General features: G+C 37.4%; 9 protein-coding genes and 1 pseudogene. 2 read left to right on the forward strand and 8 right to left on the reverse strand.

The features are described from left to right. Positions 1 to 899 precede the first annotated feature (899 nt). The 4 genes and pseudogenes from D5R40_RS24665 to D5R40_RS24680 form a co-directional block, all read right to left on the reverse strand. Positions 900 to 1,625 (reverse strand): MORN repeat-containing protein, encoded by a 726-nt coding sequence (locus D5R40_RS24665; RefSeq protein WP_124155359.1) that lies wholly within the window; start codon positions 1,623 to 1,625, stop codon positions 900 to 902. A gap of 359 nt (positions 1,626 to 1,984) precedes the next feature. Further along, positions 1,985 to 2,448 (reverse strand): annotated as a pseudogene (locus D5R40_RS24670) (transposase family protein); the annotation flags it as partial. 38 nt (positions 2,449 to 2,486) lie between these two features. Next, a complete protein-coding gene (locus D5R40_RS24675) occupies positions 2,487 to 3,653 on the reverse strand; it encodes a hypothetical protein (RefSeq protein WP_124147556.1) in 1,167 nt (388 codons plus the stop codon). A gap of 74 nt (positions 3,654 to 3,727) precedes the next feature. After that, complete coding sequence (locus D5R40_RS24680; RefSeq protein WP_124147555.1) at positions 3,728 to 4,339, reverse strand: hypothetical protein; 612 nt, start codon at positions 4,337 to 4,339, stop codon at positions 3,728 to 3,730. Positions 4,340 to 4,899: 560 nt separating this feature from the next. Between D5R40_RS24680 and gpmI the strand changes: the two genes are divergently transcribed. Further along, positions 4,900 to 6,498: a 2,3-bisphosphoglycerate-independent phosphoglycerate mutase gene (gene gpmI, locus D5R40_RS24685; protein WP_124155361.1), complete on the forward strand. Its 1,599-nt coding sequence runs from the start codon at positions 4,900 to 4,902 to the stop codon at positions 6,496 to 6,498. 109 nt (positions 6,499 to 6,607) lie between these two features. Next, positions 6,608 to 6,841 (forward strand): preprotein translocase subunit SecG, encoded by a 234-nt coding sequence (gene secG, locus D5R40_RS24690; protein WP_124147553.1) that lies wholly within the window; start codon positions 6,608 to 6,610, stop codon positions 6,839 to 6,841. A 368-nt stretch (positions 6,842 to 7,209) separates the two neighbouring features. Here secG and D5R40_RS24695 read toward each other — a convergent pair whose 3' ends face one another. The 4 genes from D5R40_RS24695 to cpeY all read right to left on the reverse strand — a co-directional run bounded on the left by D5R40_RS24695 (position 7,210) and on the right by cpeY (position 12,542). Continuing rightward, entirely contained in the window at positions 7,210 to 8,031 is an 822-nt protein-coding gene (locus D5R40_RS24695; RefSeq protein ID WP_124147552.1) for a tetratricopeptide repeat protein, read from the reverse strand. Positions 8,032 to 8,283: 252 nt separating this feature from the next. Then, the gene (locus D5R40_RS40035; RefSeq protein ID WP_124155362.1) at positions 8,284 to 8,973 is read right to left on the reverse strand and encodes a hypothetical protein; all 690 of its coding nucleotides are present in this window, start codon (positions 8,971 to 8,973) and stop codon (positions 8,284 to 8,286) included. Between the two features lie 11 nt (positions 8,974 to 8,984). Then, the gene (locus tag D5R40_RS24705) at positions 8,985 to 10,415 is read right to left on the reverse strand and encodes a pentapeptide repeat-containing protein (RefSeq protein WP_124147550.1); all 1,431 of its coding nucleotides are present in this window, start codon (positions 10,413 to 10,415) and stop codon (positions 8,985 to 8,987) included. An 852-nt stretch (positions 10,416 to 11,267) separates the two neighbouring features. After that, positions 11,268 to 12,542 (reverse strand): C-phycoerythrin alpha-cysteine-82 phycoerythrobilin lyase CpeY, encoded by a 1,275-nt coding sequence (gene cpeY, locus D5R40_RS24710; RefSeq protein ID WP_124147549.1) that lies wholly within the window; start codon positions 12,540 to 12,542, stop codon positions 11,268 to 11,270. Between the last annotated feature and the right edge of the window lie 216 nt (positions 12,543 to 12,758).

Below are 12,758 nucleotides of genomic sequence, written 5' to 3' on the forward strand. Positions count from 1 at the left end.
CAAGTAATTTTGAACACCCCCGTTGACGGTGGGGTATTAAACCCACAAAGAAAATGATAAAATATCCGACTACCTCCTCTAAATCTCCCATTCCTCCTGACTCCATTTCTCCTGACTTCCCCTCCTGGGAGGGGTTAGGGGTGGGTTGACTCCTACCTCATACCAAAAGACTTCCATAAGCAAACCCTATTTATAAATATAGCAGTCGAAACAAAGGGCGAGGACATTTACAGCATATTTCTGGCAAATGAGGTACAGAGTAAATGATGAAAATATTGTAGTGCGGGCATCTTGCCCGCGATGGATGTACCTCATAACAACGGGAAGCGCTGTATAAAGGCTCAAATGAGCGTCAGGGATTACTTTTAACTTCTGACTGTCAGATGTGCGTCTTACATTCTGAGGAAACCTTGCCAATTAGCACTTGATGCATGACTTTTGCCTAGCGCGGAGCGCTATAAGTCCGCAAAAAGTGGGGATAATAAAGATATTTTGTGTCGAAGCGAAAGTAGATATTTTTTCATAACACTATGAAACAGCTCTGATATTACATAGTTCTGGCGTTGCTGAAGCACCTGTATGATATGAATTCTAATTACTTAAGAGTCAACCCACCCCTAACCCCTCCCAGGAGGGGAAGTCAAGAGTCAGGAGTCAGGAGGGAAGAAAGAAGAAGAAACCCCGAGTAGAAGGAGGAGGTTTTTTGCTCGCCCTCTTATCCGGACAAGATATCATACCTCAAATCAGCAACGCTATAGTTCTTAGAAGAACTTAGCCTTTTCGGCTATAGTTAACTGAACACCAAAAAGGCTTTGTTATTTCTTCATCTCCGTCCTATTGTGAATGAAAAATTCATCATTCACATATCACATATATAATAGTAGTATTTACTACTCTATTTATTCTTGTCTTTGACCATTACGGAATACTCCTGGAAATCTTTTTCCTTCAGCATCTATAATAATCCCTACACCATGAGGTATTCCTCCTCTTAATTCTCCTTGATAACGAATTCCATTAGGATATGTACAACTTCCTCTCCCATCTAGTTCTGAATTATAAAAATCTCCTTGACATCGTATGCCATCAGCACGAGTAAACACTCCTGGACCAAAAGGAGAACCTGCAAAGAAATCTCCCTCATAGCGATCGCCATTAGCATAAATAAATTGACCTTGACCAGTAGGCTGACTACTAATCACATTACTAGAGAGATTCTCCACTAAGTTAAATTCTCCGACAAAGCGATCTTGATTGGCAAAAGTAATTGTACCCGACCTAATTTGTCCATTTTGGAATACTCCTGTAACTCTGGAATCATCAGAGAATATAAAAGTACCCTGTCCATTAGGCAGACCATTCCGAAACTGTCCTTCGTAGCGATTACGATTAGCATAGACATATACACCACTTCCTTCTGGTCTTCCATTGACAAAATCTCCAGCATAATTATCTCCATTGGGATAATTGCATTTAACTCTGCCAGTAGGAGGGTTTCCTTCACAAAAAGGTGCTTCTGTTTGTTCTTGTGCCATTAAGGACTGAGGATGCCACATCAAAATTGTGTATCCCAGGCAAGAACCTGTTAATATCGCTATTTTTAGTTGTTTTATTGATAGCAGCATGGCCTATACTAAGCCTATTTATTAATTTAAAGAGTTTCTATTATTTCTTGATTCCATTATATCCATTATATACAGTTGCACAGAACTGTGGAAATTGATTCTAATTTTACTCCAGAATGTCTCAAGATACTTGATACTTCTTGCAAAAATATTTTATGCTATAATTTACAGATATTTTTTGTCTAAGTTGACTTGATAAGACAGGCAGAATTCCTCATTTTTTCTGAATAATTGATCTTAAGCGATCGCTCTCTAGCCAAATCATTAAAAATAGGCATACTAAAAAAGTTCACCTAATGATTAAAAGCTCAACCAACTAGAAATTTAATAGATTTTTTTTCAACTTAATTAGACAAATCCTAATTATAAATACCAGCTATTAAGTTGGATATTAACCTGAATCTCTTACCCCGATTTCGTTCAGGATTAGAATATGTTCTACTTTAATTCGTCATCGATTAAGTTGACGATTATATTTTTTATCTTATTTTGTTAACTTTTTCCCTTTCTTTTTCTCAATTGGTGTTTTACTTAATTGATGGATGAATTTTTGCAATTCCTTGATCGCCTTAATCTGCAATAACTTTAATTAAATCTCTCAATAGTTTAAAATTATGATTTTTTCCTTTTATCTTGACTAGGCACATAATCAAACCACTTTTTTGTCTAATTATCAATTGTGTTTTTAAAGTATGTTCTTTTTTTTTCCACTATCAAACTGTTTTTGTCTTTTTTTAGGTCTTTCAATTTGACTTTCCATGAAATCCATTACTACCAGTTCTTCTTCAGCATAAATTTGACATAATTCTGTTTTTCCAGGCAGTCAAAATTAACGAAATTTAATTAGAATAATTTATTTTTTTACTCCTCAGTTGTTGGCTGACTTCCTACCTCTTTTTGAATTTCCACACCACTTTGCTCAAACACGACAACTGGGTCAGCTCCTGTCTTAAAGTCCACTCGCTTTACCAATACCTTACCATTAGCTAGTCGTTGTCCAATTTTTACATATCTACTTGTAGGCTCTGTAGGAACCTTAACAATAATCTGCTTTTGATGTCCCACTTGCACAACTCCACTAACTTCTATACCGTCGGCAATAGTTGTATCTGGTGGCGGTGGTGGAGGAGGTGGTGGTGGCGGTGGTGGTGGTGGTGGTGGTGGAAACCCTGGCCCTCGCCACTGAGGAGGCGGGGTTGACTCTATTGGCAGTTCTGGTAAACCTGGTACTTGTTGAGTAGATGAACTGGGCAACTCTGGGGGTTTTGGTGGAGATGGTGGCTCTTGAGATTGTGATTGTTGTGTAGTACCTGGAGGATGAGCTGCAACTTTTGTATTATTATTTTTTCCTGACTGAGTATTGTTTTGTGATGCTGCTTGTTTGTTTGTATTTTGCGGTAGCTTACTGTTGGGCGTTTGCCTTGATGGAGGGGGTGATTGAGCTGAACTTGAATTTTGTCTGTTTGTGGCAGATGGCTGTTGTGAATTTTGTTGTTGAGGAACTTGGTTTGAGTCTGTCCCTTGGTTTGTTCTGGTTGCAGTTGACTCTGGTTCCCTCCAAGAGGAAGGGGATTTAGTTTCTGGTAGAGTTGGAATATTTGGTACTTGCTGACTATCTAATTCAGGAAGTTGGGTAGATACAGAATCTCCTGTTTGATTCGATCTCCGACTTGGTACTGGAATAGTTGGTAAATTTGAGAAGGGGTCTCTGGTCTCTGGAATGCTTGAAATAGAAGTAGGTGTTTGAGTTTGAACTTCTTGTTGGAGGGATTTTGTTCTTTCATTCGGGTCTGTAGACCTAATTAAATCTTTTGCCGTCTCTGACTTTTGGGGAATATCTGGAGATGGGAAAGGTTCGTCAACAGCAAGAATTTGAGAAGGAGATTCAGGAGGGTCTATGGGAGTAGGAGAAGATTCTGGAGTATTGGCAGTAGAACTGTTTCCTCTGTTAAAAAATGGTAGAGATTCACATCCACTTATCCAAACTGATAGTAACCCCGCTCCTAATATTAGTAGAAATTTACGCATTGCTAGTTCCGAAAAGCCTAATATTGTCAAGGGTAGCAAAAATTTAGCAAAATCATACTACCTTTGCGATAAAGTTAACAACCATGCTCTACAAATGAGTTTTCGAATGGTGAAGTATTAGGTAATGGTCTTCTTCGTCTTTGTTGAGCAACAATTGGACTATCATCGCTAGGTACTATCCTTCTCACATTTTGTTGCCAAGTAGTGGGTGCTGTAGTTTCAGGAAGGGTAGGTAGACCAGGTAGTTGTTGGCCTTGTATTTCTGGCAATTGGGCTACGGAAGATTCTTCTGGTGCTAATTCTGGTACTGGTATTTCAGGAACAACAGAAAATGGGTCTCTACCTGTGGGAACAGATATTGTTTGAGAAGGTTGAATTGTAGTATCATCTACCTCATTTCCTAAGTTTTGCTGTAAAACTTTTTCTCTTTCCTCTGGGTCGGTAGATTGGATCAAGTTAGCAACTGTATTGGACTTTTCTGGAACTTCTGCTGATGGAATAGTCGATTGTGATTGTGAATCAGAAGATGGAGAATCTGGAACTTGAGCTAGGATTTGGTTAGAAAAACTGGCAGAATCTGATAATGCCATTAATTGCATATCTTCATCATTAAGTGCTACAGATTCACCTCTAAGTATCCAGAAAGCTAATATTCCTATGCTGACGAAATACAATACTTTGTTCATTTGAGATTTTGTTTATGTTGATAAATTTTACAATAGTTTAAGATCAAAAATACCATCGTTGCTACTCTAAGTATCACATTTTTAAGTTTTTTTGATCGACTTTCAATAACTATAGCGTCAAGCCAATCTTAATTGTGAACTAGTTATACCAAAATTCAATGCTTAAAAAAAAATCAGGATATTTGTTTCTACTACTTTATTTTGTTTAAAAATTTGTTTTTTGACAATAAATTTATTAAAAAAAAATTAAATTATCCATCATTAATTGGTTTATAGTGAGTTATATTTTTCTCTAGTTGCCTTCTCAAGGTATTCCCTTTTACCTCCCTTTATCATCAAATTTATGTAAATCTAATTTAATATTTAGATATTAATAAAATTCATCTAAAGTAAAATCAAGAAATAATTTGAATGATATAGTAACTTCAGCTAAACTTTTCAACAAGACTGGTCTACTTAATTAGTAGACATTAATAGAGATTAGATAAAAATATACTCAATTGTAGTATGTTGAATTTAGTCATTATAGAACCGAGATTAGGTATCAAAGGTAAAAAATCATGGGAACAGTTTCTATATCTCCGGTTGTACTAATTATTCTAGATGGTTGGGGTTATCGAGAAGAAAAAGAAGGAAATGCGATTGCTGTTGGTGAAACACCTATAATTGATAGCCTTTGGCAAGCATATCCTAGAACTTTGATTCAAGCTTCTGGCAAAGCAGTAGGTTTGCCAGAAGGTCAAATGGGTAACTCGGAGGTCGGTCACTTAAATATTGGTGCGGGGAGAATTGTACCCCAGGAGTTGGTAAGAATATCTGATGCCGTAGAAGATGGCTCAATTGCTCAAAATCAAGATATTGAAAAATGTTGTCAAGATGTTAGTGAGCGTAATTCCAAACTACATTTAGTGGGTTTATGTTCCCCAGGAGGAGTTCATTCTCATGTAAACCACTTATTAGGTTTACTAGATATGGCTAAAGCAAAAGGAATTTCTGATGTTTGTATTCATGCTATTACTGATGGACGCGATACAAACCCAAAATCAGGAGTCCAGGTACTCAAACAAATAGAATATCACATTAATCAAAGTGGTGTAGGACGAATTGCAACTATTAGTGGTCGTTACTATGCAATGGACAGGGATAAACGATGGGATAGAATTCAAAAAGCTTATGAAGTAATGACCAAAGACGGTTATGGAGTAGGTTGTTCTGCTTCTGATTTACTACAACAGTCTTATACTGAAGGTATAACAGATGAATTTGTTATCCCAGTTAGAGTATCCCCAGGAGCTATAGAACCTGGAGATGGAGTAATATTCTTTAATTTTCGTCCCGATCGTGCCCGTCAATTGACTCAAGCTTTTGTAGATCCAGATTTTAATGGGTTTGAGCACCAACAAATTCAACCATTGACATTTTTAACTTTTACTCAATATGACCCTAGTTTATCTGTCTTAGTGGCTTTTAAGCCTCAAAACTTAAATAATATTCTCGGACAAGTCATTTCTCAGCATGGTCTACGCCAACTCCGCACCGCTGAAACTGAAAAATATGCTCATGTAACTTACTTTTTCAATGGAGGTTTAGAACAACCATTTGAGGGAGAAGACCGAGAATTGATTCAAAGTCCAATGGTTGCTCATTATGATGAAGCACCAGAAATGTCAGCTAAAGAAGTAACAGAAGTAGCGATCACTGCTGTGGAAAAACAAATCTATTCTCTAATTGTGATTAATTATGCTAACCCTGACATGGTAGGTCATACTGGGGTTATGGATGCGGCAGTAAATGCAGTTAAGACAGTTGACTATTGTTTAGGACAACTTTTAGATAGTATTAGTAAAGTAGGTGGCACAGCAATAATTATTGCTGACCATGGTAATGCTGAATATATGTGGGATGAACAAGGAAGTCCTTGGACAGCTCACACTACAAATCCTGTGCCATTTATACTCATAGAAGGAGAGGGACGAAAAATTCCCGGTCATGGCACTAAAGTGCCTTTACGACGAGATGGGTGTTTAGCAGATGTAGCACCAACTATTTTGGAGATTTTACAGTTGCCCCAGCCTCCTGAGATGACTGGAAGGTCAATAATTGAAAATGCCGGATATGATATTCAACAAAATCGTACTCCTGTGCGAATGGGTTTGTAGTCAGCTAGTTAGACAGGAGGCAGTTCAACAATTAATAATTAATAATTAATAATTACCTCTCCTTCTCAAGCTCAGTGAAATTATTGGATTTTTTAACGAATTAAAAATTATGAATGTTGTTCAACTTGCAGAAATTATCTGGATTATATCGGCTATCGGTATTGTTGTATTTGTCTTGTTACACAGCCCCAAAGGTGATGGAATTGGTGGTATTGGTGGACAAGCTCAATTGTTTACTAGCACCAAAAGTGCAGAGATAACCTTGAATAGGATTACTTGGACTTTTTCTGTACTTTTTATGGGTTTAACCATACTTCTTAGTGCAGGGTGGTTACCACAATAGGTTGTTGATCAAGCAAAATATTCCCAGACAAATGTCTGGGAAACAAGTAAATTTAGTCAACTATTCTAGGTTATTGACATTTTTCCAACATACCCCTTACACGACAATGCGGGATTAATAAACCTCACGGATTAGGACTTTCTGCTCTCTCTTGACAGGGGAGCTGCGCTTTTTCCTATCGGAATGCTCCGCAAACATATCGCGAAGCGAAACATAGCACCTGCCTCTGAGGCCGAACCTCTTTCTGGTCTATCAGTTGCTCCACAGTACTTCGCCAATCCGACGGCTCCCCTAGACACTCCTAGCCCAGCAGACTTATTATGCATAAAGTAGCATGCTATCGTAAAAATCACAAGATTGATTGGTTTTCATTCTAGGTTAATAAACTTTTCCAAATCATTCACCAACTTAGGTGGCCAACGACGAATATTAGCGACCCAATCAAGGTCTTGATAACGTCCATCTAACCCGACAGCAGCTACCCAGTTACTTTCCGCTTCTCCTTTTTTGCCTTGTTCCCAGAGACAAGCAGTTAAAGCTGCCCGCATATCAGCAAAGTTAGGATATTTACGAACCAGGCTTTTTATGGTTTTTACTGCTTCCTGAGTTTGTCCAATTTGGTAAAGAGCTAGAGAATAATTAGCACGGGCAAAGGCATATTCAGGAGCTAATTCAGAAGCTTTTTTGTAATCTTCGGTGGCTTTTTCCCATTCTCCTAATCCTCCTTCTGCATTGCCACGGTTATTGTAGGCAACTGGGTCAGTTGGGTCTAATTCTATGACTTGATTGTAATCAGCGATCGCTTCTGACCATTTGTTGAGTCTTTCATAAGCAATACCACGATTTAGATAAGGGTCTGGAGCATCAGGAAAAATTTCTATTGCTTTTTGATAATCAGATATTGCTTCTTCTATTTTATTTTGGCTAAGTCTAATATTACCTCTGTTGCTCCAAATTGCCGGATTATAGGGATATTGTTCTAGAATTTGAGTCCATAATTTTTCAGCGTTGGCAAAGTCACCGTTATTACTAGCATTTAAAGCTTGATCGAATAGACTTTCTAATTCTTCTAATTGAGTGGGGGTAATATTCTGTGGTTGAGTGGCAGCTATTACAGTTACTGGGTTGCTCAAGCAAAATACAGATAATAAAAGGATTGTTATGAAAAGTTTGCGAATTAAGTGTGGCATATTGATAATTTGTTTATAGTATTAAAAAGATAAATAGTATCACATTGTCTGACGCTTCAATTATTCTATATTAGTAGGTAATGATTTTAAACTTTTATTATATAGTAATTTGTTTAATTTCCTGTAATATTATTGTTAATAAAGGAATTATTAGTTTAATTTCCAGAAAAGTTACTTGTTATTTTGATTGTGAGTAATACTAAGTTTGTTAAAAATATGGAAGAGCTTGCTCCTCATAATTAGTGACTGATTTTATGGTTCAATCCAACCTTGAAAAGCTGCTACTAAAATATTAGCTACTGGATTATCTAGAGCTTCTTTGAATGCTTCTGTTCCTACTGATTTTAATGCTCCTATGACTCGCTGTTTTAATGTGGGGTTATTTTCTACAATTTCAATAGCTTGGGTAACAACTGCCATTTGACCTGCTGTGGTTTCTGTAGGGTTTGACTGTTCTAATTGTTTGAGAAGTTGTTGAATTTCTGCTGCTGTTTCAGCTAATGTTTTTTGTTGAGCTTCATAAATATTTCGAGCAATTTTTGAGTCTTTAATTTCTCCTTGGCTATCAGCTAAACCATAAATTTCTCCTTTGTTGCCAACTGCACCACGAATTTCTCGAATTTCTCCGTCTTTTCCAATGCCATAGTTTTCTCTAATATCAATTTTATCTCCTATACTTTCGGGCATATTTGTATCTCCTTTATTACTATAATTTTCTATATTAACACCACCAGACCGATTAACTGCTTTATCTACCCAAGCTTCTAGTTTTTTTGTATATTTTTCCTTTTCTGCCAAAAGCAATCTAAGTTGTTCCGGTGAAAGTGCTTCTAGACTGTCATAAGTATTAAAATATTCAGAATGTAAAACTGAATGGTTAGCTTGAGGTGTCGTTTCAGCTTTTATCAATAATCCTTGACGATTTTTCCCTCGCTTTTCCATAGAAATAATTTCTAATTCTGCCTCTGGGTAGTCTTCCTGTAATTTCTGAAGTGAATATGCAACTGGGGGTCTACTGCTTGGTTGTGATAGATGTTTAGTATCTCTACCATCGGAGTAATAAAATCCACAAATTCACCTTCCTCAAAATTCTTTTCCCAATCAGCAGGTTGGCGACGAGGATTATCATTAAGACTTTCTTGAGGAGTAAGCTTGAGAAATTCAGGTCGTTTTTCTGGGGGCAAGCGCATATAGACATAATCACACTTGATACGATCTAGTTTAGTTCTTCTGGTTATCCTCCAGTCCTCAATAAAAGCTCCGGTTAAGGTTGCTCCTGTGAGGTCAGTTCGATCTAGAAAAGTTCCTACTAACTTAGCACGGGAAAGGTCAGCATCTTGAAGGTTGGCTGAGTTGAGATTGGCTTCTATGAAACTGGCATTAGTTAAGTTTGCTCCTTGGAGATTGATTCCTTTAAGGTAGTTTGAGCGATTGAAGTTTTGATTTTTTCCTTGACCTGTTCTAACTAACTCTCTGAGTTTAGAATTTTTTAGATAGGTTTCCCATGTTAGTATACAGTCTAGTTTTATAGTGTCTTTCCAACAAGTACGAGTTATGTCAGCTCCTCTAAAATCTGTACTTTTGAGAGTAGCATTGGTAAAGTCAGCATCAGTTAAATTTGCATTTGTGAAAGAGGTTCCACCTATTGCAGCAAAGGCAATAGCCATGCCACGAGTTAGGGGGTATTTTTCATCTCTTTTGATTGCTTCATAAGCAATGTGAACACTTAACATTATTTGGAGTCCAGTAAGAGCAAAAGCGAAAGTGAGTGCGAAGGTTTGGTCGAAGAATCCGGCTGCAAGGGTTGCTCCGGCGAAGGTTATTACTCCAGCAACCCCGAGGACTCCAGCAACCCCAAAGTCTCCAGCAACTTCAAGGACTCCGGTAAAGGCTAGGAATATAGCTCTGGCTAAAGCAGCGACAAATACGGAGACGACGAATCCGTCTTGAGAAATGACAAACCCGAAGGTAAAGGCTACGATTGGGTGGACGCGAGGTATTTCATGATGAATAATTGTTGCCCAAAATATAATAAGCAAAGCTAAGGCGACTAAAGCAGTATTCTGCTGTTCTGGATTATCTGAGTTGTATATTAGCGATAAAAAAAGTAAACTGAACAAAATAACAAAAGCTGAAATTACGACCAAAGCACACGCCACAACAAGCAAAACTACCACCCAACGCTTTTGTAAACCTGCCCTAGCTCCCTGAAACTTAGCACCGCTCAGATTCGCTCCTCGAAAATTAGTACCTCGAATATCCGCCCCACTAAAATCTGCTCCAGACAAATCTTTTCCCTTAAAAGATAGACCCCGAAGACTCACTCCTTGGAAATCTCGTCTACCTTTTTCATACTCCTGCAATATCTCACGCACTCTCATCATTAGTATTCCTGGAAAATTGAGAATTTAGGGTCACTTAGGTCGATACATAAATTCAAAATTCAAAAGTCAAAAGTAAGATTTTAGAGGTTTCAAGCCTCAACCGAGAGGTTTTAAAGGCCAAACGAGACGTTCTAAACCTTAACTGCTGTTTGCTAAAGGCCAATTTGATAGACTATCCTAGACAACAACAAATATCTACAAAATGTCTAAGTTATCATACTTCTAATCTCTGTTAATATTTTTAGGACTTACGCAGAGACTACATATAAAACCCCTTAGTGGTATCTTCATAAATATTAAATTTTTTAGCCTTGAGACAGCTATACTTGAGACAGCTATACTGGAGGTAATATCATGTCCGGTAGCATCGTTTGTGTATAAAATTAAGGTAATCATGGGAAAAACCTTCTGCCGTCTGCCTTCTGCCTTCTGCCTTCTGCCTTCTGCCTTCCTTCCAACAAAGTCTAATTATTCAACCGGACATGATATAAGAGGTAAGAGGGAAGAGGTTCGAGGGAAGATGTGGGGAGAAATAATACAAAAAATTTAACACACCAACAGAAGATTTTTCCTCACTCATTGATGCCCAAAAAGACTCTTACACCATAATTATATAGCTACCATCAAGGTTCTATACAAAAACTAAGACGTTATAGTTTTGTACATCATCAATTCTCGATATTTAATAGGTTGAGCTGAGGTAATAAAACTACCCCATCCCCCTATCTACCAATAACCCCATCTGCCCGTCTATTTTTAAATAGCTCCGTTTAGGGGTTCTATATATAAAAACTATAACGTTGTAGTTTTTAGACTATATATATAGTACCTTTGCGTAAGTCCTGCTCCCAATCAAATCATATTTTTTGCTTTAGCTTGAATCAATAAATCTGAGTCATTAGCAACTAAATCAACAGCTTGACTATCCCCTAACTGTTTTAACCCCAACAAACAAGCATATTTCAAATCAAAAATTCTTGTCTGACTAATAGTCTCTCTAAGTAAAGGTATTACTCTCTCATCTCCTAAATTAGCCAAAGCAAGGGCAGCAGCACCACGAGACTTCTGAAACTGAGGCGCTGTGTTATGCAGTGCTTCTACCAATAAATCATAACTATCAACATATTTAAGCCAACCCAAAAGCTTTACTACATGATAGTGAGCACCATAATCATTATGAGCACTTTCTGCAAAAGTTGCCATTAACGCTGCACCTGCAACCTCTGGGTAATTCTCTAAAAGGGTTTTGCCAGCCAGATAACATCTACCAAAATCTGTACTGTATAATTCTTGAATAGCAAACTCTAAAGTAGGAGTTTGGTCATATTCATGGACTAATTCTAAATCATTGGGATGGTCACGAACAACCAAATCTAAATAGGGTTCGATTTCAGCAAAGTTAATCTCATTTGTAGGTATACCCGTTTCTGCTAAGAGTCTAATTCCTCGGAGACGAAAAACCATGGAAACTGGACATTTAGCAATATTAGGAATAGATGGATAATATTTAGTATCAATCAGGTCTTGAATACAACCCCGTCTAGCATTAACATTTGAGTGTTCTAAAAACTCTAGCACTTTTGTCATCTGGGAATAATCCCCTGTTAAACGACAAACAGTAGCGATCGCTGCACTAGCAATAGGTTCATCATCAGATGCTGTAAATTGCTGAATCTTATCTATTGCAGGTTTATAGTTAAATTTTCCTAACACCTGAATAATCAAACGATAACTTTGAGCAGGTTTTTCCAACAACCGAGCAATTTCTGCAATAATTTCTGGATCTTCAGTTCCTATTTCGCTAATTGCCCAGACAGCATTTTCTACAGTGTAACAGTCTTCGTCACTTAAGCAAGCTCTAATTGCAGGTAGTGCTGATACTGCATTTAAACGTCCCAATGTTTCGATCGCTTTACGTCTAGCAATTTTATGTTCTAGAACTGGGTTTGTATCTTGTAGAGTTTTGATTAAGACATTGATTGAACGTTCACTGGGAAAGTTAACTAAATGACTTGCTGCAATATAACGATCGGATTTATCTTCTAATTCTTCGATTGGTGTTTCTAGTAAAGCAATTGCTTTTTCTTCACTTAATCCGGGGAATATATTCAAAAAACGCTTATCCATTTTCTCTAGTGTTAATTACAATCAACAATTAGTTTCTTGAATAGATCGTACAGCAGTTTGCGACAGAAGCATAGACTGAAAGCTTTCAGTGTCAGTTTATATCATTCGTAAAGTTATGAGGTAGTAGGTGTAAATTCAAGATCTAATATCAAATCCGGTAGCATCGGTATAAAAAAATTAAACCTGATAAATTAAGGGATGAATAGTAAGAGTTGG

The sequence above is a fragment of the Okeania hirsuta genome (assembly GCF_003838195.1).
Classification (GTDB): domain Bacteria; phylum Cyanobacteriota; class Cyanobacteriia; order Cyanobacteriales; family Microcoleaceae; genus Okeania; species Okeania hirsuta.